The organism is Actinoallomurus sp. NPDC050550 (assembly GCF_040655075.1).
In the GTDB taxonomy this organism is placed as follows: Bacteria; Actinomycetota; Actinomycetes; order Streptosporangiales; family Streptosporangiaceae; genus Actinoallomurus.
On the sequence record NZ_JBFAJC010000040.1, the window covers coordinates 55,455 to 74,987 of the forward strand.

At 67.3% G+C, this 19,533-nt stretch carries 20 protein-coding genes; 11 read left to right on the forward strand and 9 right to left on the reverse strand.

Annotated elements, in window-relative coordinates; all coding sequences use genetic code 11:
• Positions 1–148: 148 nt before the first annotated feature.
• Both AB0I04_RS38720 and AB0I04_RS38725 read left to right on the forward strand, forming a co-directional pair.
• Positions 149–724, forward strand: coding sequence for a hypothetical protein (locus AB0I04_RS38720; protein ID WP_360896568.1), 576 nt, complete (start codon positions 149–151; stop codon positions 722–724).
• Positions 725–1,487: 763 nt separating this feature from the next.
• Entirely contained in the window at positions 1,488–1,901 is a 414-nt protein-coding gene (locus tag AB0I04_RS38725; RefSeq protein ID WP_360896571.1) for a nuclear transport factor 2 family protein, read from the forward strand.
• 589 nt (positions 1,902–2,490) lie between these two features.
• Here the strand turns inward: AB0I04_RS38725 and AB0I04_RS38730 are convergent.
• The 5 genes from AB0I04_RS38730 to AB0I04_RS38750 form a co-directional block, all read right to left on the reverse strand.
• The gene (locus AB0I04_RS38730; RefSeq protein WP_360896574.1) at positions 2,491–2,925 is read right to left on the reverse strand and encodes a hypothetical protein; all 435 of its coding nucleotides are present in this window, start codon (positions 2,923–2,925) and stop codon (positions 2,491–2,493) included.
• A gap of 17 nt (positions 2,926–2,942) precedes the next feature.
• Positions 2,943–3,302, reverse strand: coding sequence for a hypothetical protein (locus tag AB0I04_RS38735; protein ID WP_360896577.1), 360 nt, complete (start codon positions 3,300–3,302; stop codon positions 2,943–2,945).
• A gap of 305 nt (positions 3,303–3,607) precedes the next feature.
• Entirely contained in the window at positions 3,608–4,627 is a 1,020-nt protein-coding gene (locus tag AB0I04_RS38740) for a carbon-nitrogen hydrolase family protein (RefSeq protein ID WP_360896580.1), read from the reverse strand.
• 112 nt (positions 4,628–4,739) lie between these two features.
• Positions 4,740–5,678, reverse strand: coding sequence for a helix-turn-helix domain-containing protein (locus tag AB0I04_RS38745; protein WP_360896583.1), 939 nt, complete (start codon positions 5,676–5,678; stop codon positions 4,740–4,742).
• Between the two features lie 59 nt (positions 5,679–5,737).
• Positions 5,738–6,280, reverse strand: a complete 543-nt coding sequence (locus tag AB0I04_RS38750; RefSeq protein WP_360896585.1) for a MarR family transcriptional regulator — start codon at positions 6,278–6,280, stop codon at positions 5,738–5,740.
• Between the two features lie 201 nt (positions 6,281–6,481).
• Between AB0I04_RS38750 and AB0I04_RS38755 the strand changes: the two genes are divergently transcribed.
• Genes AB0I04_RS38755 through AB0I04_RS38785 form a run of 7 tightly spaced genes read left to right on the forward strand, consistent with a single transcriptional unit; the run spans position 6,482 to position 13,732 of the window.
• A complete protein-coding gene (locus AB0I04_RS38755) occupies positions 6,482–6,985 on the forward strand; it encodes a flavin reductase family protein (protein WP_360896588.1) in 504 nt (167 codons plus the stop codon).
• Positions 6,986–7,024: 39 nt separating this feature from the next.
• The gene (hpaB, locus tag AB0I04_RS38760; protein ID WP_360896590.1) at positions 7,025–8,476 is read left to right on the forward strand and encodes a 4-hydroxyphenylacetate 3-monooxygenase, oxygenase component; all 1,452 of its coding nucleotides are present in this window, start codon (positions 7,025–7,027) and stop codon (positions 8,474–8,476) included.
• Positions 8,476–9,921: a fumarylacetoacetate hydrolase family protein gene (locus AB0I04_RS38765; protein ID WP_360896593.1), complete on the forward strand. Its 1,446-nt coding sequence runs from the start codon at positions 8,476–8,478 to the stop codon at positions 9,919–9,921. The genes hpaB and AB0I04_RS38765 overlap by 1 nt, the downstream gene beginning before the upstream one ends.
• Positions 9,918–10,850, forward strand: a complete 933-nt coding sequence (dapA, locus tag AB0I04_RS38770; protein WP_360896596.1) for a 4-hydroxy-tetrahydrodipicolinate synthase — start codon at positions 9,918–9,920, stop codon at positions 10,848–10,850. Before AB0I04_RS38765 ends, dapA begins: the two co-directional genes overlap by 4 nt.
• On the forward strand, positions 10,847–12,334 hold the full coding sequence (hpaE, locus tag AB0I04_RS38775; RefSeq protein WP_360896599.1) for a 5-carboxymethyl-2-hydroxymuconate semialdehyde dehydrogenase: 1,488 nt from the start codon (positions 10,847–10,849) through the stop codon (positions 12,332–12,334). The genes dapA and hpaE overlap by 4 nt, the downstream gene beginning before the upstream one ends.
• Positions 12,331–13,326, forward strand: a complete 996-nt coding sequence (gene hpaD / locus AB0I04_RS38780) for a 3,4-dihydroxyphenylacetate 2,3-dioxygenase (protein WP_360896602.1) — start codon at positions 12,331–12,333, stop codon at positions 13,324–13,326. The genes hpaE and hpaD overlap by 4 nt, the downstream gene beginning before the upstream one ends.
• Positions 13,327–13,375: 49 nt before the next feature.
• Positions 13,376–13,732, forward strand: coding sequence for a hypothetical protein (locus AB0I04_RS38785; protein ID WP_360896605.1), 357 nt, complete (start codon positions 13,376–13,378; stop codon positions 13,730–13,732).
• Between the two features lie 499 nt (positions 13,733–14,231).
• Here AB0I04_RS38785 and AB0I04_RS38790 read toward each other — a convergent pair whose 3' ends face one another.
• Positions 14,232–15,278 carry a tyrosine-type recombinase/integrase gene (locus AB0I04_RS38790; RefSeq protein WP_360896608.1) on the reverse strand — a complete coding sequence of 349 codons (1,047 nt, stop codon included), beginning with the start codon at positions 15,276–15,278 and terminating at the stop codon, positions 14,232–14,234.
• Between the two features lie 42 nt (positions 15,279–15,320).
• On the opposite strand from AB0I04_RS38790, the gene AB0I04_RS38795 reads away from it, so the two are divergent.
• Positions 15,321–15,572: a hypothetical protein gene (locus AB0I04_RS38795; protein WP_360896611.1), complete on the forward strand. Its 252-nt coding sequence runs from the start codon at positions 15,321–15,323 to the stop codon at positions 15,570–15,572.
• A 176-nt stretch (positions 15,573–15,748) separates the two neighbouring features.
• Here the strand turns inward: AB0I04_RS38795 and AB0I04_RS38800 are convergent, their stop codons facing one another.
• From AB0I04_RS38800 to AB0I04_RS38810, 3 genes are all read right to left on the reverse strand, one after another.
• On the reverse strand, positions 15,749–16,684 hold the full coding sequence (locus AB0I04_RS38800; protein ID WP_360896614.1) for a hypothetical protein: 936 nt from the start codon (positions 16,682–16,684) through the stop codon (positions 15,749–15,751).
• A 62-nt stretch (positions 16,685–16,746) separates the two neighbouring features.
• Positions 16,747–17,004, reverse strand: a complete 258-nt coding sequence (locus tag AB0I04_RS38805; RefSeq protein ID WP_360896617.1) for a hypothetical protein — start codon at positions 17,002–17,004, stop codon at positions 16,747–16,749.
• Between the two features lie 997 nt (positions 17,005–18,001).
• A complete protein-coding gene (locus tag AB0I04_RS38810; protein WP_360896620.1) occupies positions 18,002–18,550 on the reverse strand; it encodes a sigma-70 family RNA polymerase sigma factor in 549 nt (182 codons plus the stop codon).
• Between the two features lie 110 nt (positions 18,551–18,660).
• On the opposite strand from AB0I04_RS38810, the gene AB0I04_RS38815 reads away from it, so the two are divergent.
• The gene (locus AB0I04_RS38815) at positions 18,661–19,422 is read left to right on the forward strand and encodes a DeoR/GlpR family DNA-binding transcription regulator (protein ID WP_360896623.1); all 762 of its coding nucleotides are present in this window, start codon (positions 18,661–18,663) and stop codon (positions 19,420–19,422) included.
• Positions 19,423–19,533 lie beyond the last annotated feature (111 nt).

Here is a 19,533-nt window from a genome sequence, read left to right on the forward strand (position 1 = left end):
TCGCATGAGTCATCTGCTGAATCGTGTTCTCGAGGCCCACGGTGGCCTCCAGCGCTGGCAAGAGGCAACAACCATCCACGCCAAGGGGTCCATTGGCGGACTCCTGTGGACCCTTCGCGGCCAGGAGGGAATCCTTTCCACGGCTGACATGACCGTCGACGTGCAGCGGCAGCATCTGGTCTACAAGGGCTTCACCGGGCCGGAACTGCGCGGTGTGTTCACTCCCGACCGTGTCACGATCGAGACGCGGAACGGCGATGTCGTCGCCGAACGAACCGCTCCCCGCGAGGCCTTCGCCAGCCACGGTCCGGACACCCCATGGGACGAGCTCCACGTGCTGTACTTCGCGGGCTACGCGATGTGGAACTACCTCACGGCCCCCTACCTGCTGACCCGCCCCGGCGTCGTGGTGCAGGAACTGGAACCACTACAGGACACCGGTGAGGACTGGCGACGGCTACGAGTCACATTCCCCGACGACATCGCCACCCACAACACGGAACAGGTCTTCTACTACAACGCCGCAGGCCTGCTGCGACGCCACGACTACGCGCCCGACGTCCTCGGCAGTCCCGCCGCCGCGCACTTCACCGAAAAACACGTCACAGAGTCGGGGCTGGTCTTCCCCACCCACCGGTACATCGTGCCCATCCAGGAAGACGGGACCGCTCTGCCGGAACCAGTCCTGATCACCATCGACCTCACCGACGTCTCCATCACCTGACGACGAGGAACCCCCTATGCCGGCGCCGGCCGGCAACTGGACACCGTGCCAGCCTGCTACAAGCCCGACGCCAACATCGTCACGAGCCAAGCGGCATTCTCCCCGGCGGAGCGAAATTCCTCGCTTTGCCCGACGTCAGCCCCTGTCTGAGGGCATGGCCGGCATGTGAACCGCTTCAGGCCTTATGGCGCACGAGGCGGTTCCCTCGGGGATACCTGCCGCTCAAGCCCAGTGCGCGATCGAACAGGGGCGCATGGGCCCTTGCGGCACATCGTCGGTGAGTAGGCCGCGTGTGGCGCCTCGCATGCGAGGCGCCACACGCGTGTAGGTGTCGAACGTGCCTTGGCCAGGGACCGTGGGGAGGCTGATGGCATGACCGGCGGCTACAGCCAGGTCCCACGCGTGGGTGGTGAATTCGGCGATGCGGATCTCGCCAAGCGCAGTGGCGGTCGTGGACAGTCCGCCAGTTCCCCTTCCCGCGCTGGCCGGTTCGCACCAGCCCCTCGCCGCCAGCTCCGCTTCGTCAGCCAGTAGTTGAGGTCCGGCCGGGCTCAGGTCGTCCGGCGAGGAAGGGCACCGGGTTGGCGGTCAGCAGACTGGAGTCCCCTGCCGTAGGGAGCATCATGGCGATGTGATTGACCAGGACTTTCACCGTGCACCACCGGTACGCCGGTGACGGTGTCCACGACGTTTGTTGACCACCTGGTCCACATCATGCTTCCATAGTGGTCCAATTGGTCGACAACTCTGGTGGAGGATTCCGATGCAGCAGACCGAGACGGAGCGGAACAAGGCCGTTGTCCTCGAGTTCCTGACGACAGCGTTCAGCTCCAAGGACTTCGCCTCGCTGGACCGGCACGTGCACCCGGACTACGTGCAGCACAACCCGTTCATCCCGCCGACCAAGGCAGGGCTGCGCGGGTTCATCGCCGCCATGCCCGACACCACCCGCTACGAGCCGGGCGCGATCATCGCTGAGGGAGACCTGGTCATGGTCCATGGCCGGTACTCCGGCGGGTCCGACACGCCCCTCCTCGGGGTCGACATCTTCCGCTTCGAGGACGGCCTGGTGGTGGAGCACTGGGACGTCCTGCAGGACGAGGTGGCTGCGGAGGACACCGTGGCAGGCAACCCCATGTTCACCCCGCAGGCCAGCCCGGCCGGCCGGCAGGCCTGACCTGGCGAGGCGACGCCTCGGGTATGCGCTCTGCGGCGTCCGACGCAAAGACCCAGCACCGACCCCGCCGACCCCGCCGGCCTCGCGGCACGCCAACCTGAACCCCGGGAATCTAGAGCGCGAAAGATGAAACGAGAGCGACGTCCCCCGGGAAGGTGGCGTCGCTCTCGCGCTGCGACCCAGGTCAGCAGCTGATGCCGGTGTGCAGCACGAACAGGGGCGCGGGCAAGTCCTGGCGGTCGGGCATCCGCAGCCTGCCTTCCACCGGCTTCGGACCCGGCTCGGGCAGCAACGGCTCGATGAGCGACCACAGTTCGTCCGAGACGACCCGCGGACACGACTCCCCTCTGCGTCAGACGGAATCCGTGGCGTATGGAGATACAAAGCGGGAGCGGCTGCCCCGCCCTCAGGGGCCCTCAGGGACATGTCGGTTTGTATCAGGCGAATCGGCCGGATGCTAAACCAGGCCCATCAGTGGAAATAGCACCTCGAATGCCCTCTGAGTTCGGCATAAGAAACCGATCTCAGACAGGCCGACTACGGCTTCTTCGACTTTACGACACCCAGGATGCGAGCTTCATCGGTCGTATTACTTCCGTTTCTTTACGACACCCCACGATGCGAGCTTCGTCGGTCGTGTGGCTTCCGTGCAAAGTGGGTGGCTTCGATCGCCGAAGTAGGCGACGCCAGAGACGATCGCTGCGAGGTCGTACTCAATGGGGCACTCCGTGTTCGACTGAACGAGCGCGCCGCAACCGTCTTTGCTGAGGTCCACGGAGACACCCGGCGCCCAGTGATATTGCGGACACGCCTGTTGCAGCACGCCCAGCCCGGCCGCGGTAGGCGTGCCCGCGCGGCTCTTGAACGTGAAGAGGACGTTCGAGGCCCCCGCGACCGTAGCCGAAGGACCGACGAATGCGGCGATCCCATGGGTCGTGATCGTGAAGAGCTTTGCGTTCTCGTCGCAGCCAGCACCGCCGTAGAGATCGTAGGTGATGGCGGCGACGTCATGCCTGTCGAACACGTAGGTGCGCCGCCGTGTCAGGTCTTGACTCGCGGTTTCGCAGTCCTTGCTCCGCAGGTGCCGATAATCGCATGCGCAATGTCTTTGCACTTGTGGTTATCGACGGTCTTCTCACCTCCGGCGCCGGTCGGCTCCTGCGGAACCGGCCTCACCTTAACCGGATTAAACGGCTTAACCATGATCGTGCCCGGAACGCAACCGACCTCGCCGAGAGTGACGCCCCCGCCGGTGGTGCGGGCTGCCTGCTGGGGTGCCGGAGCGGACACGGCGTTCGCCGCGGTCGCGCCGCCGAAGATCGCCAGGCTGACCACGGCGGCACCGAGCCCGAGCGAGACCTTCCCCTTACGGCTCGCTCGGAGCGTGGCGAGTCTGTTCATAGTGTGACCCTTTTCGACTAGAAGTCGTCGTCCCCGTTACGCCGCCAACGGCGCGTCTGCGTATGAGAGGTACTCCCGGGCAGAGACGGGGACGGCGGTGTCCAGGAGAGGACACCACGGCGTGTGCGGCCCGCACCACCACATGAACAGGTGACCTTCCGGACGGTCCCTCAAGGAGAAACTCACCCGTCTGCCCAGCACGTCTTTGACCACTCCCTCTTCGTTGACTTGGAGGCGGAGGGAGCAGCAGCCGGGTCGCGGATCAACCCCCAGCAGGGTGGGCCGCCGTCCATGACTCGCGGCCCTTAGGAGACGACGTCGTCCGCGAGGGGCTCGTCCAGGTCCGGGAGGTCAGGGAAGTGCGGTCCTATGGCCTGGCCGGGCCGGACCACGGCAGACTTGGGCCGGTCGTCGTGCAGCAGCCGGGTCGCGTCGGTCTTCGCGTAGTGCCCGGCGGGGTCGGCGGCGTTCTTGGCCAGGTCGATCACGGAGAGGTCGATGTCGGCGACGATGAGGCCCTCGGCCTGCTCGTCGAGCGGCTTGCCCAGGGGAGTGCCGTCGGGGCCGAAGATGCGGGAACTGCCGGCGCCAGGGGTCAGCAGGGCGCGCTGCTCATCAGTGGTCGCGAAGGTCTCGATACCGCGCTCGCTGATTACCTGGGTCGGGGCGATGACGAAGCAGCCGCCCTCCAGGGCGTAGGTCTGGGTGACAGCCATGTTCGCCTCGGCACCGAGCGCGTACGCGAGGCCCTTGTAGAGCCCGAAGGCGGGCCAGGCCGCGACGTGGACCTGTTCGTGCTGCGCGTACAGCGCGTACTTGGTCAGCGGCTGGAGGTGCTCCCAGCAGTTGAGGGCGCCGAGCCTGCCCAGCGGGGTGTCGACGACCTTGAGGTGGCTGCCGTCGCTCTCGCCGAAGAGGCTGCGCTCGACGTGGGTGGGCTTGAGCTTGCGGCGGTGCAGGAGGACGTCACCGTCCGGGGCGATGAGGGACTGGGCCATGTAGAGGCTGCCGTGATCCTTCTCGCTGTACCCGAGGGCGAGGGTGACGCCGGTGCGGCGGGCCGCCTGCCGGATGGCGGTGAGGTGCTTGCCGTCCACCGTCGGAGAGTTGGCGTGGTAGCGGGCGATGTACGGCATCTGACCGGCGACCGCGCCCAGCCACAGGAACAGGGGGTAGCCCGGAATCCAGGTCTCGGGGAAGGCGACCAGGGCCACGTCCTGCGCGGCGGCCTCCTCGATGAGGCCAATGGTCTTCTCCACGGTGGCGTCGGCGTCGAGCCACACGGGCTCGGCCTGGACGGCGGCGATACGGTAGGTGGTCGGCACTGCGGCCTCCTGGCGGGTTGCGTTCTGCAAGGTGGCCTGACCGTACGCAGCGCCCACTCGGTGGATGCGGCGTTGCGCGCACCGGTGTGCGGCGTTTTCTGCAGTCGCCGGGTCAGGCTTCGCTGCCGTGAGCCGCCCGCAGTTCGGCGGGAGTCCGGCTGTAGGCGCGGACGAAGGCTCGGGTGAAGGTGGTGCGGTCGGCGAAGCCGTAGCGGGCCGCGACGGCAGAGACGGTCAGGCCGGCGTACCGGGGGTCGGTGAGGGCGCGGTGGGCGGCGCGCAAGCGCTCGGCGCGGATGAACGCCGCGGGAGAGGTGCCGTCGGCGGCGAACAGCTCGGCCGTGTAGCGCAACGAGACGCCGTGGCGGCGGGCGAGGGCCTCGGCGCTCAACCGGGGGTCGGCCAAGTGGTCCCGGACGTGGGCCCGCATAGCGGCGAGCAGCGCTGCTCTCCCGCTGGGCGCCCCCGACTCCTCGCCGGCCACGGCGCGCAGCGCGGTGGTGAGGAGGTCGACGGCCGTGGCGCCCAGTTCGGCGCGCAGGGCGCCGGTGAGCCCGTCGCTGGTGTCGGCCAGTTCTCGCACGTACGCGGCCAGCACCCGGACTGCCGGATGCTCTGCGGGCAGCGCGCGGCCGCAGAACTCCTCCGCCCGGCCGACCCGGTCGCGCAACTGGTCGCGCGGCATCTGCAGCACCAGTTGGCGCGTGTCGGTCGGGAACCGTAGTTGGTAGGGCCGTGAGGCGTCGTACAGTGCGCCGCCGCCGCACGGCAACCCGGCCTCGCGCCCGTCTTGCAGGACAGCCCCTTCGCCGTCGAGGTGCAGGGAGAACAGGTAGTCGTCGCGCGGCTCGGCGCGCACCAGGCGGGCCGAACGAACGACGACGGAGAAACCGCGGGTGCGGACCTCGGTGAGCGTGACCGCTGGGCCCAAGGCGTGGGCGGACACCGAACCGCGGAAGGACCCGTCGACGGAGCCCAGTGACAGTGGCACGAAGCTCTCGGTGATCACCTGGGCCCATGCGTCCACGCTCTCGGCGATGAGGACTCCCATACACCCCAGTATGGGCCTGACATGTGTCACCGATGTCAACCCACCGGCTGCGGTGCCCTTCAGGCCCGGTGCCGGGCGTCGAATTGTGTGGAGTGGGCGGTCAGCTTGCCCAGCAGCTCAATGAGGGTGTGCTGCTCCTCCTCGCTGAGCGAACCTGCCCACTCGTGTTCGCGCTCGTTGTGTGCCTGGAAGGCCGAGGTGATCGCTTCCAGGCCGGCGTCGGTGAGGCGGAGCTGGACGGCACGGCCGTCGTACTCCGCGCGCTCCTTGCCGACCAGGCCGTCCCGCTCCAACGTGCTCACCAGCGCCGACACGGCCGCACGGCTCATGCCGGACAGCTCTGCGACCTTCCTGGCCTCCACCGGGCCCGCCAGCCAGATCGCGAACAGCACTCGGAACCCGGGCCAGGACCAGCCGCGCGGCCGGTGCACCGTCGACTCCAGGTCGTAGACGAGCATGCTGGCGGCGCGGGTGAGCGTCAGCACCAGGCGCATGGCGAGCGGGTCGACAGCGGGCAGTTCCCGGCCGACCAGCGCAACGGCGTGGTCGATGAACGACCAGAAGTGCAGGTGCTCAGCGTCGGCCTGTCGTTCCTCGGTCACATGCGGAGTCTAGGCCGGGCGGCGCCGCCCGGCGGGTGTCCGGCCCACTCGATGTTTCCGGCGAGTAACAGCTTGTTTGCTCCCGCGGCTTCCCAAGCTCCCGCACCCAGGCGTACGGTCAACAACTAATCAAAGCTTTTATTATCTCCACGAACCTCCATCGGATGCCCCGCCGAGCTGGACGAACGCCAGGGAGCCCACATGCCCGAAGTTCTTGCCCCACCCCGTCCCGCCGCACTGCGCGCCTGCATGTCCCGGTTCACCACCGGCGTCACCGTGGTCACCTACGAAGGCGACGACGGACCGCGCGGCGCGACGATGAACTCGTTCACCTCCGTATCCGCGGACCCCCCGCTGATCCTGATCAGCGTCGCCCGCCGGGCCCGCTGCCACGACCAACTCGTCGGGCGGCCCTTCTGCGTCAACATCCTCGGCGCCGAACACGAAGCTCTCGCACGGCAGTTCGCGGGTACGGCGGGGGCCGCCGAGCCCCGTTGGATGCCCGGCGCCCGCGTCCCCCGCCTCGACAACCCGCTGGCCTGGATCGAGTGCGAGCCCTGGCGGTCGTACGACGGCGGCGACCACACCCTCGTCCTCGGCCAGGTCACCGACCTCGGCCACCGCGACGGTGACGCCCTCACCTACGCCTGGAGCCGCTTCGGCACGGCCGCCGAATCCTCCGACGGCATCGAACACCTCATCTGACGTCTCGCCTTCCCGCCGACTTCCCCCAGGAGCACCACCATGGCCGCACGTACCGGCAAGGAATACCTCGAGCGACTGTCCGCCTCCCGCCCAACCGTCCACATCCAGGGCGAGACCATCACCGGCGGTGTCCAGGACCACCCGGCCTTCCGCAATGTGGTGCGCACGTACGCAGAGCTGTACGACCTGCAGCACTCCGCCGAGCACAAGGACACCCTGACCTACACCTCCCCCACCTCGGGCGAGCCGGTCGGCACCTCGTTCCTGACCCCGAAGACGCCGGACGACCTGGTCAAGCGGCGCAAGGCGTTCAAGGTGTGGGCCGACTACAGCAACGGCATGCTCGGCCGCACCGGCGACTACATGAACAGCTCCCTGATGGCGCTGGCCTCCGCCGCCGACTGGTTCGCCCAGGCCAACCCCGCCTTCGGCGAGAACATCCGCCGCTACTACGAGAAGGTCCGCGAAGAGGACTTGCTGTGCACGCACACCCTGATCCCGCCGCAGGTTAACCGGGCGGTGGCCGGTACCCAGCAGGCCGGCGGAAAGCTGGCCGCGCGGATCGTGAAGGAGGACGACAACGGGGTCGTCATCCGCGGCGCGCGGATGCTCGCCACCATCGCCCCGTTCGCCGACGAGATGCTCGTCTTCCCCTCGACCGTGCTGCGCGGCACCCCCGAGGACAGGCCGTACTCGTACGCCTTCGCCATCCCCAACGACACGCCCGGCCTGCGCTACATCGCCCGCGAACCGCTCGACTACGACCGCCCCCGCCACGACCACCCGCTCTCCTCCCGCTTCGAGGAATCGGACTGCGTGGTCGTCTTCGACGACGTGCACGTCCCCTTCGAGCGCTGTTTCGCGCTCGGCGACGCCGAGTTGTGCAACGGCTTCTACTCCCAGACGTCGTCCGTGGTGCACATGACGCACCAGGTCGTCACCCGGACGTCCGCCAAGACCGAGTACATCCTGGGTCTAGTGTCCCTGCTGACCGATGCCATCGGCATCGAGCAGTTCCAGCACGTCCAGGAGGACATCGCCGAGATCATCACCACGCTGGAGATGCTGCGCGCGTTCCTGCGCGCCGCCGAGGCCGACGCCGAGATCAACGAGTACGGCGTCCTCACCCCGGCCTTCGCCCCGCTGAACGCGGCCCGCAATCTCTACCCCAAGCTCTACCAGCGCTTCCCGCAGATCCTGCGCAAGCTCGGCGCCTCCGGCCTGATGGCCACGCCGACCGAGCTCGACATCAATGGCCCGGCCGCCGCCGACATCGAGGCCTACCTGCAGTCCGCGACCCTGACCGGCCCGGAGCGCATGAAGCTGTTCCGGCTGGTGTGGGACACCTGCATCTCCGCCTTCTCCAGCCGCCAGGCGCTGTACGAGTACTACTTCTTCGGCGACCCGGTCCGCATGGCGGGCGCCTACGTGAAGTCCTACGACCGCGAGCCGCACAAGGCCAAGGTTCAGGGATTCCTGGAGCGATCCTGATGACACATCCGCTCGGGAACCCTCCGTCGAAGATCATCGCGGTCCACCTCAACTACCCCAGCCGGGCGAGGGAACGCGGACGGGTGCCGTCGCATCCGTCGTACTTCCTCAAGCCGCCGTCGTCCCTGTCGGGTACCAAGGAGGCGATTGTCCGGCCCGAGGGGTGCGAACTCCTCGGCTTCGAGGGCGAGATCGCGCTGGTGATCGGCTCGCGCGCCCGGCGCGTGACGCCTGAGGACGGCTGGTCGTATGTGCGCTGGGTGACCGCGGCCAACGACGCGGGCGTGTACGACCTGCGGTACGCCGACCGCGGCTCCAACGTCCGATCCAAGGGCGCCGACGGCTTCACTCCGGTCGGGCCGCGGCTGCTGGACGCCCGTGAACTCGACCCCGCCTCCCTGCAGTTGCGCACCTGGGTCAATAGCGAGCTGGTCCAGGACGACACCACCGACACACTGCTCTTCCCTTTCGGGCAGCTCGTCGCCGACCTGTCCCGGCAGATCACCCTGGAGCCGGGAGACGTGATCCTCACCGGCACACCGGCCGGCGCCTCCGTCGTCTTGCCAGGCGATCTGGTCGAGGTCGAGGTGAGCGGCGGCGGGCTGTCCACGGGGCGGCTGCGTAATCCGGTCGCCGCGGGGCCCGCGCTCGATTCGTACGGCGCCATGCCCCGCGTCGATCCGGCGGAGCGCGAGGCCGCGTACGGCTCGGATTACATTCCGGAGCCGCTGCTCGGCAAGGAGATCGAGGACGGGCTGCGCTCGGTCGCGGTCACCACGCTCAGCGCACAGCTGCGCAAGCGCGGTCTGCCACACATGTCGATCGACGGCGTACGTCCCACCCTGCCGGGAACCGGCATGGTCGGCGTCGCCCACACCCTGCGCTATCTGCCACTGCGCGAGGACCTGTTCCAGCGGTACGGCAACGGCATGAACGCCCAGAAGCAGGCGATCGAGGAGCTACGCCCCGGCCATGTGCTGGTGATGGACGCCCGCCGGGACACCTCTGCCGGAACGCTGGGCGACATCCTCGCCCTGCGCGCACAACAGCGCGGTGCGGCCGGCGTGGTCACCGACGGCGGGCTGCGCGACAGCGCGGCGGTGACCGAGCTCGGGCTGCCGGTCTACCACGGCGGGGAGCACCCGTCCGTGCTCGGCCGCCGTCACGTCCCCTGGGACACCGGTGTGCCGATCGCCTGCGGCGGCGCCCTGGTGCAGCCCGGCGACCTGCTCGTGGGGGACGCGGACGGCGTGGTGGTCATACCACCCGAACTGGCCGGGGAGCTGATCGCCGACTGCCGTGAGCAGGAGGCACAGGAGCGGTTCATCACCGAGCAGGTGCGGGCCGGGCACGGCATCGAGGGGCTCTATCCGCTGGGTCCCCAGTGGCGTGAGCCCTATGAGCAGTGGCGCAAGCAGTACGACGTGGGAGGAGAATCCCTGTGAAGTTCCGAAGCGACCCGTCCACGATCCGCGGGTCCATCGCTCCGGTGGTCACGCCGTTCACCGCGGACGGTGCCGTCGACCACGACAGCCTGCGGGCACTGATCCGCTTCCAGCTGGAGTCCGGCTCGCACGGCATCTCGCTGGGCGGCTCGACCGGTGAGCCCAGTGCGCAGTCCGCCGCCGAGCGGATCGCGGGAATGCGCACGGTCGCGGACGAGATCGGCGACCGTGCCCCGTTCCTGCCGGGCACCGGCTCGCATAAGCTCGACGAGACCCTGGAAATCACCGCCGCCGCACGGGAGCTGGGCGCCGACGCGGCCCTCGTCATCACGCCGTACTACGCGCGGCCCACACAAGAGGCTCTCTACCGGTGGTACGCGACGGTGGCCCGGGAGTTCCCCGACCTGCCGATCGTCGCCTACAACGTGCCCTCCCGCACCGCCGTGGACATCGCGCCGGAGACGGTGAAGCGCCTGTTCACCGACTTCGACAACTTCGTTGGGGTCAAGGAGACCACGAAGGACTTCGAGCACTTCTCGCGCGTCATGCACGCCTGCGGCCGCTCGCTCCTGGTGTGGTCCGGAATCGAATTGCTCTGCCTGCCGCTGCTGGCGCTGGGCGGCGCCGGGTTCGTGTCGGCCGTCGCCAACCTCGCGCCGACGGCCGTGGCACGGATGTACGAGCTGTGGGAGGCGGGCGATTTCGACGCCGCCCGCGATCTGCACTACCGGCTGCACCCACTGGTCGACCTGCTTTTCGTGGAGACCAACCCGGCGCCCGCGAAATGGGTGCTGCACCAGCAGGGCCGCGTCGCCTCCCCCCACGTCCGCCCTCCTCTCATCACTCCCACCGACGCGGGTCTGGCGAAGATCCGCACACTGCTCGCCGAGGGCGGCAGTCTCACCGCACCGATCGGAGTCGTTCAGTGACCATCGTCCCCGGGAGCCTGCCCTCCGTCATCCGCCACTGGATCGGCGGCGAACTTGTCGACGCGGCCGACGGCCGTACCTTCGACGTCTCCGGTCCGGTGTCCAACACCCCGTACGCGCAGGCCGCGCGCGGTTCGGCGGCCGACATCGACCGGGCCGTGCGGGCGGCGGGCGCCGCCTTCCCGGAGTGGGCCGGGCTGTCCAACCGGGCGCGCGCCGACACGCTGTGCCGCATCGCGAACGCCGTCGAGGCCTGCCATGACCGGCTCGCCACCTACGAGACGTACGACACCGGACTGCCGATCACCCAGGCACGCGGCCAGGCCCGGCGCGCCGCGGAGAACTTCCGCTACTTCGCGGACGTCATCGTGACGCTGGGCGAGGAGGCGTTCCGGCAGGGTGAGGAACAGTTCTCCTACGTCCGGCGCACGCCGGTCGGAGTGGCCGGGCTGATCACGCCCTGGAACACGCCGTTCATGCTGGAGAGCTGGAAGCTGGCGCCCGCGCTGGCCTCCGGCTGCACGCTGGTGCTGAAGCCGGCCGAGTGGACACCGCTGTCCGCGTCGCTGTGGCCGGAGATCTTCGCCGCGGCGGGCGTGCCGGCCGGGACGGTGAACATCGTGCACGGCATCGGCGAGGAGGCCGGGCAGTCCCTCGTCGACCACCCGGACGTGCCGCTGATCTCCTTCACCGGCTCCACGGACACCGGCCGCCACATCATCCGCTCCAGCGCCCAGCACCTCAAGACCACGTCGATGGAGCTGGGCGGCAAGTCGCCGGCCGTCGTCTTCGCCGACGCCGATCTCGAAGCCGCCCTGGATTCGGTGGTGTTCGGGGTGTTCTCCCTCAACGGCGAGCGCTGCACGGCCGGTTCGCGGGTGCTGGTGGAGCGGCCGCTGTACGCGGAGTTCGTTCAGCGCCTCGCCGAACGTGCCGCCAACGTACGCGTCGGGCTGCCGTCCGACCCGGCGACCGAGGTGGGTGCACTCGTCCACGCGGAGCACTACGAACGCGTCCTGAACTACGTCGAGATCGGCAAGAAGGAGGCTCGCCTCGTCACGGGCGGCTCCCGGCCCGACCACCTGAGCGAGGGCAACTACCTCCAGCCGACCGTCTTCGCCGACGTGCCCCGCGACGCCCGCATTTTCCAGGAGGAGATCTTCGGCCCGGTCGTCGCCGTCGCCCCCTTCGACGACGAGGCCGAGGCGATCGAACTCGCCAACGCGACCCGGTACGGCCTCGCCGCCTACATCTGGACCTCCGAACTCAAGCGCGGACACCGCATCGCCCATGCCGTCGAGTCCGGCATGGTCTGGATCAACTCCCACAACGTCCGTGACCTGCGCACCCCCTTCGGCGGGGTCAAGGACTCCGGCGTCGGCCGCGAGGGCGGCGCCCACTCCATCGACTTCTACACGGACTCCAAAATCGTCCATGTCGCCCTCGGCGACGTCCACACCCCCCGTTTTGGCGCTGCCTCATGAACGCACCTGATGTCGTCCGGTCCGCGTACGCCCAGCTCGCCGTCACCGACCTTGGCGCCGCCCGCTGGTTCTGGGTCGACATGCTCGGCTTCTACGTCCAGTACGAGGACTCCGGCTCCCTCTATCTACGCGGAACCGACGAGCTGACCCACCACTCGCTGGTCCTGCGCAAAGGCGAGATCGTGGCCCTCGACCACATCGCCTACCGGGTCCGCACCCCCGAGGACGTCGACAAGGCGGAGCGGTTCTTCACCGAACTCGGCCGCCCGGTAAGGCGATTGAAGAAGGGAGAGGGGACGCGCGGCATCGGTGACGCGGTGCGGGTGATCGACCCGCTGGGCTTCCCGGTCGAGTTCTTCTACGAGATCGAGCGCGCCGAGCGCCTCATCCAGCGCTACGACATCCGGCATGGCGCCGAGATCGCCCGCCTGGACCACTTCAACATCTGCACCCCGGACATACCCGCCGGCTACGCCCACTACAAGTCGCTGGGCTTCGGCTGCTCGGAGACCATCGAGGGCGACGAGCACGAGCTGTACGCCGCCTGGATGTACCGCAAGCAGACCGTGCACGACGTGGCCTTCACCGGCGGCGCCGGCCCTCGCCTGCACCACCTCGGCCTCGCCACCCACGAGTCCCACCAAGTCCTGCGCACCGCCGACCTGTTCGGCGCGGTGCGCAAGGAGCACCACATCGAGCGCGGCCCGGGACGGCACGGCGTCTCCAATGCCTTCTACGTCTACCTCCGCGACCCGGACGGCCACCGCGTGGAGATCTACACCTCCGACTACTACACCGGCGACCCCGACCACGAGACGTACCGCTGGAACGTCCACGACGACCGCCGCCGCGACTTCTGGGGCAACGCCGTCATCGAGTCCTGGTACAAGGAGGCCACTCCGGTCCTCGACCTCGACGGCCGTCCGCAGCTCGTCTCCGACGCCCTCCTCGACGAGGCAGCCATCCAGGTCGGCGCCGACGGCCTCGGCTGAGTCTCCCGGGCCCCGAAGCTCGGGGCCCTCTTCCACACAGGAGAGCACGATGCGTTCAGTGACGACACCTCAGGACGACACGTCCGCTGGACGCTTCGAATTCTGGCGCGAGGTCGTCCGCCGGAGCTTCGTGCCCATGGAAGCCGTACCGTGCGAGACGTCCGACTTCCACGCTTCGCTTCATACCTCCCACCTCGGTGCCGTGCAGGTGTCGGTCGTGACCGCGCAGCCGCACGGTGTCACCCATACCTCTGGGCGCATCGCCTCCGACCAGCCCGACTTCGTCAAGGTGAGTCTGCAACTGGCCGGGCGCTGCCGCCTGGTCCAGGGGGACCGCCAGGCCCTGCTGGCCCCGACGGGGCCGGATATCTCTCGCCGTCCGAGACCCGGTAGCGGGTATCTTTGATGACGACCGAGCTTGCCGGCGTGCCTAGGCTCGATGATCTGACCGTTGACCATGGTTCGGCCCCGTGAAGGGACCGAACGTCACCAGCGTGCTAGGCCATCCCCGCAGACACGGGGCCGGCTACTCCGTGCCGATCACGAAATTGACCGGGCCCGGACCGTCCCGCGCGGGCGCGCGGGGCCGACCAGCGCGGCGCTTTCGGTATCGAAGCGAGCGCGGAGCCATCCCCGCCCGGGGATGGCTCCGGGGCTTGGGAGACTCCCAGCCTTCAGGGCTGCGTCGGCCTCGTGCCTGCAGGGATGGCCCCGGGTGAACGGCTCATGAGCGACGGGGGCCAGTCGATCGGCGACCACCGCGCCTCACAGGAGGAGCGCCCAGCCCACGTAGATGGCATGCGAACAGCCAACCTTGATAAGTCGCGGCGGTCGTATCTACGTGGCGCCTCGTGGTCGAGCATGCCAGGACCGTGTTCATACGACACTGCGCCCGGTGGTGTTGGTCAATGAGGAAAGGTGAGGAGTGCGGCGGTGTTTTCGGCGGCGTCGCGGGCGAGGTGAGGGTAGACGCTGGTGTAGGTGTCGCGGGTGTAGGCGCTGGTGACGTGGCCGAGGGTGTGCTGGACGATTTTGATGTCGACACCGGCGGCGAGCATCAGGGACGCGGCTCCGTGGCGCAGGTCGTGCAGTCGGATCGGTGGGAGCCCGGCGTCGAAGGCCAGCCATTGGAGCTGGTCGGTGACGTATGCGGGGTGTAGCGGCTGGCCGGTCTCGTCGGTGAAGAAGGACTCCGATTCCCCCAGGCCGGCGGCGAGACGTTCCCGGTTCTGCCTGGCCTGATGGGTGCGCAGGATTTTGATCGTGTCGGTGTCGAGTTCGATGATGCGGTCGCCGGCGTCGGTTTTGGGTTTGCCGTGGCGGGGGTTCCACCCGCGCTGGGTGATCTGCCAGTTGATCCCGATGGCGCCGTTCTTCAGGTCGACGTCGGGTTTGCGGATGACGTCGTTGTACTCCTCGATCCCGTCGAACATCTCAGCGATGTCGACGACCCGCAGTTCCTCGACGGGGATGTGCCCGAGGTACGGCTTCAGATACAGGCGGACGTCGCTGGCGTAGCGGTCCCGGGTGCCCTCGCTGATCTTCTTCTTGCCAGCCAGCCAGATGTCGAGCCAGTCACTGAGCAAGATCTTGCGGTTCAGCTGCTGGCCGGTGCGGACCTTACGGCAGACGGTCTCAGCGTTGGGCAGTTTCCGGGTCTTCTTGATCGTCTCGACGATCAAGTCAGCGACCTTGATCTGTGTCTGGTGGTCCGGGGAGATGCCGAGAAGCTCGGTGATCTGGATGATCTCCTTGTCGGCTTCATCTTGGGAGCTGAATCCCGCGCGCGACAGCAGGTTGCGGCGCCTGCCGTCGGCTTTCGGGGGGAGTTCGAGTTGGTAGGACCAGGTGCCGTGGTGCAGGCTCCACTTGCCGCCTCCACCCGACCCGGGGCGCTCCAATTCGGCCTGCGCCTCGGACTTCGCGAGTACTACCCCGAAGACGAGAAACACCCGCTCCACCTATGGGCCGACCACCACGCCGCCCAGCCTCATATGAGGCCAACGACATTCCCCCAACGCCGCCTGAAGAACACCGACGGCACACCACCCGCACCCTCGACACGGGCACTACGCAAGCGCCACCAGGCGGCCCGCTACTTCGCCAAGAAGCGCTACGCCGCCAACACCCTGATCTATCACCACCACACCAACGCGCCCGTGATCGAGACCTACTACCCCCAGCCCGGCCCATACGCCCGCCAACGCGCCAGACTTGCCGCCGAAAGCGCCGCGGACTCCGGATAGGCATCTCCGCCTTTCCCGGGTGCTAGCGGACACTGAAAAGTGCTGGTAGGCGGAAAGCCGGGCTAGGCGGTCGTCTGGTGAAGTCGTCCTCTTCGCAGATTTATATAGGGGAAATGCGGCCGGGGCAATTGCAACAGTCGCACAAGTAAAGACTCCGGATGTGGCCGTGTTGGCCGTTACTGCACTGGTCTTGCTATCGGGATGACGTCAGCATTGGAGGGCGCGGCGAGTATACGCTTGAGATAGGATGAGTAGGCGTGGAGCTTCTGTGAGACGAACGCCCCCGTTCCGAGCGCGGGACTCGAATCCACGTTAAGCACGTACCATCGCCCAGTAGTCCAGTTCTGTATTAGCTTTATTCCCGCGACTTCGAATCCGGTAAGGGAAGCCGCTCGAACGGCGAGCTTCATGGCAACTGGATCGAATTCGTCAGGAGCAAGGAGAACCGTGCGCCCACTTTGCGCCGTGTTGGTCGGATAAAGACTCTCAGTGCCTGTCAGCTGCATGGCTATCGACGCTTGGCCGCCGAACACCAGAAAACGGATCGTCGTGTCGTTGGGGATGAACTCCTGGGCCAGGAATCTATTCGCCCGTGCATGGCCCTGCAGATGCTTGATCAGATCATCCTCATGACTGATCAAGTAATTCGATCGTCCGCCACTCGCGCTCATCGACTTGAGAACAAACGGCAGTCCGAGTTTTTCTGCGAGATCAGCATAAGAGCTGGCGAGGAGCTTGGGCGAGCGGTATACGGTCATTGGAATCGATAGGCCGGCCTGGGCGAGCCGCACGTACTGGAAGAGTTTTGTCGGTGCCCCAATACCAGACACGTTGATCGCGGGCACCTTGCGGGTCTGCAGGTAGTCTGCCATCGCGGTGAGAAGCGCCGCCGTCGGACTCGGATATTCCACGACTTGCACCAAGCCGAAGTCGGCAAGATCGCGTTCACTGACCGTCTCGTAAAGGCGCACGCCACCGGTACCAATCGTGAATGCCAATTCATCCACGCTTCGGAACACAGCATCGACGTCGTCCGCCAGAATAGGCGCAGACTCTTCCTTTTCCGGCAAGAGCGATGATCCGTTTATAATCAACGCGGACCGTGCGGGCATCGCAAACGTCACTCCTTTCGAAATGTGATGGATTTACGGTTTCGGCCCTGCCGGTCGGGCGGCTACTGGCCACCCTTTTGTATATACCCCTTGACAAATTCGTCGGCGAGTTTATCGACATTCTTTTCGTCGGCGCCGAGCGCTTCTTTTAGTGCGTCATCGATATCCGCAAGCACGTCGTCGGTGATCTCCAAGACCTTCTCTGTGCTCTCCGGACGCCGCTTTTCGTCTCGCGACTCCACGTCGGAGGAGTTGTGTTCGTCAGATGTGCTGTCTTCTTGTGCCGGCCTGGACTCATCGTGCTTGCGTTTTTGGGACACTGGCTAGTTCCTCCGGATTTCAATGCAGATGATGATCTCGTCCTGGTGGGTGGCGGGGGCTGGGCTGCGCCGGTCGGGTCAAGTCATGTCATTTAGGCCTACGGAGAGCAAGCCGCAACGGTTCAACGACCTCATGCTGCAAATCTCGGCTTGCGTCAGCGAACTGCGGGCACCCAACCCGCCAGAACCGGACTACAGCTCTGGTTAACCCCCGACCTGCAGTTCCGTTGTCCACCCACCGCCAGCCGCCACTTCCGTGACCGCCGATCGCCAGAAATCAAGACCGTCTACCGCCAGCCTTGGATGACCGTCAGCACCGGGGCACCCGCCTGGGTCGGCACGCAACGGTTCACCTGGAGCGAGGTACGCCGTCCGTGACCCAGCACTTGATCTGCTCCGCTGCCTGCTCCGCGACGGGATGCCCGGCAGGACGCGGCTTGAACGCTCGGCTGAGAAGCAATCAGATCCACCACTGCGGCAGTCGCAGTCAACGAAATCCGGCACGGTCTCACGCGCCAAGATCCACCGAAAATGCCAACTAATTCTGAACAGAACCTCGTCTCCGAGACCGAACCAACCTGGCATCCCACAGGTCCCCGGCCACACCCCGCCACCTTCACACGGAACGGACACCCGCACCGACTTCGAGACCGCGGCCACTAAACTCCCCACCGTCCAGTAAGGGCTGGGGATGGGGATGACCAACCCATAGCATCCGCGCCCACAAGAGCGTGCAGGCCCTGGAGGCCGACATCCGCGACTGGATCGCCGACTGGAACACCCATCCCCGGCCGTTCGTATGGACAAAGTCCGCCGAAGAGATCCTCGAATCCCTAGCGCGATTTTGCCGACGAATTTCAGGTGCAGCACACTAGCGGTCCAGCGAGGGGACCACGAATGTGCGGTGGCCAGGAAGGCGTGGCACCTACCCGGACCTCGAACCCGCATCACCGGCCGAGGTCCGCTGCCGCCTGCCTGGCCGAGGTCCAGCTTCGTGTCAGAAGCCAACATGATCGTCCAGGCACGCCCTGAGGCGGCGAAGCGCGTGGTAGGCGCGCGACTTCACGGTCCCGACGGGCAGGCCGAGGATCTGCGCGGCCTGGGAAGCGGTGCGGTCGGCGTAGTAGACCTGGACCAGGACCTCGCGGTGTTCCGGGGTGAGCATGGACAGTGCCCGGGCGAGGAATACCGAGCCCACCACGGCGGGGGCGTGGTCGTCCAGGGGGGACGGGGCGGCGGCAGTCTCCTCGACCTCGGCCGGCCGGGCCTTGCGGGCACGAATCTTGTCGATGGTGATGTTGTGGGCGACGCGGAAGAGCCAGGACGAGGCCGAGCCGCACTCGGGGGTGAGGCGGTCGGCGTTGCGCCACGCACGCAGCATGGTCTCTTGGACCACGTCTTCGGCCTGGTGGGGATCGGACAGCATACGATTCACGTAGCTCAGCAAGCCCGGACCGTGCTCGGCGTACAGCACGCGGACCAGCGCATGTGGATCGAGAGCGGAGGCGGGGTGGGACGATTGGCATTCCAGCGTGGCGGAGCTCATATCTTCGGGACTCCTTCGTCGTTTTCACGTGACGAGTTGCACAGGGGTTGAACCCGCAGGGCGATGAGCGGATGATGAAATCCACAGGGGAATGGTGGTGAAACCACACGGTGAACGCAGAGGAGCGGCAGCAGGAGATCCTCCGGCGGGCCCGGGCCGGGGGGCGCGTGGACGTGATGAGCCTCGCGGAGGAGTTCCGGGTCACAGGCGAAACCATCCGACGTGACCTGACCACGCTCGAGCGCACGGGCGCCGTCCGTCGCGTTTACGGTGGCGCGGTGCCGGTGGGGCGGCCTCCGGTGGACTCGGCGCTGTCGGTGCGCGACTCCATCATGACCGCGGAGAAGGAACGCATCGCGAAGACGGCGCTCGCCGAGGTCCCCGACGAGGGTGCCATCATCATCGATGCCGGTTCGACCACGGGCATGCTCGCCGAGGTGCTCCCCATGGAGCGGGAGCTGACCGTGATCGTCAACTCGCCTCCGCTGGCCACCCTCCTCACCCCGCGCGCCAACCTCACCGTGGTCCTCCTGGGCGGGCGCGTACGGCGGAGCAGCCTCGCGACGGTCGACGACTGGCTGCTCCAGCCGCTGTCGCAGATGTACGTCGACGTCGCGTTCATCGGCACCAGCGGAATCTCCATCGAGCGCGGGCTCACCACGCCCGATCCCGGTGAAGCCTCCGTCAAGGCCTCGATGATCGCCGCGGCCCGGCGCACCGTCGTGCTCGCCGACCACACCAAGATCGGTAACCACTCCCTGGCCCGGTTCGGCTCTCTCGCCGACGTCGACGTGCTGATCACGGACGTCGGCATCGACGACGGCACCGCGGCTGCGATCGGCCTCGCCGGGCCTCGCGTGGTCCGCGCCTGAGGGCGGTGCATCAGGGACCGCCTTCCCGACGGCCATGGGCTGCTCCTCGTCTTCGGTCACGGCCAGGCTCGGCGCCGCGACGGCGAGTGCCCTGCCGGTGCCCGCCGCAGC

Bases quoted from the DNA above. Each gene is read 5' to 3' on its own strand.
- AB0I04_RS38720 (WP_360896568.1), top strand. From the start codon at position 149: ATGACCGTCGACGTGCAGCGGCAGCATCTGGTCTACAAGGGCTTCACC.
- AB0I04_RS38725 (WP_360896571.1), top strand. From the start codon at position 1,488: ATGCAGCAGACCGAGACGGAGCGGAACAAGGCCGTTGTCCTCGAGTTC.
- AB0I04_RS38735 (WP_360896577.1), bottom strand. From the start codon at position 3,302: ATGAACAGACTCGCCACGCTCCGAGCGAGCCGTAAGGGGAAGGTCTCG.
- AB0I04_RS38745 (WP_360896583.1), bottom strand. From the start codon at position 5,678: ATGGGAGTCCTCATCGCCGAGAGCGTGGACGCATGGGCCCAGGTGATC.
- AB0I04_RS38755 (WP_360896588.1), top strand. From the start codon at position 6,482: ATGCCCGAAGTTCTTGCCCCACCCCGTCCCGCCGCACTGCGCGCCTGC.
- hpaB (WP_360896590.1), top strand. From the start codon at position 7,025: ATGGCCGCACGTACCGGCAAGGAATACCTCGAGCGACTGTCCGCCTCC.
- AB0I04_RS38765 (WP_360896593.1), top strand. From the start codon at position 8,476: ATGACACATCCGCTCGGGAACCCTCCGTCGAAGATCATCGCGGTCCAC.
- hpaD (WP_360896602.1), top strand. From the start codon at position 12,331: ATGAACGCACCTGATGTCGTCCGGTCCGCGTACGCCCAGCTCGCCGTC.
- AB0I04_RS38785 (WP_360896605.1), top strand. From the start codon at position 13,376: ATGCGTTCAGTGACGACACCTCAGGACGACACGTCCGCTGGACGCTTC.
- AB0I04_RS38795 (WP_360896611.1), top strand. From the start codon at position 15,321: ATGAGGCCAACGACATTCCCCCAACGCCGCCTGAAGAACACCGACGGC.
- AB0I04_RS38800 (WP_360896614.1), bottom strand. From the start codon at position 16,684: ATGCCCGCACGGTCCGCGTTGATTATAAACGGATCATCGCTCTTGCCG.
- AB0I04_RS38810 (WP_360896620.1), bottom strand. From the start codon at position 18,550: ATGAGCTCCGCCACGCTGGAATGCCAATCGTCCCACCCCGCCTCCGCT.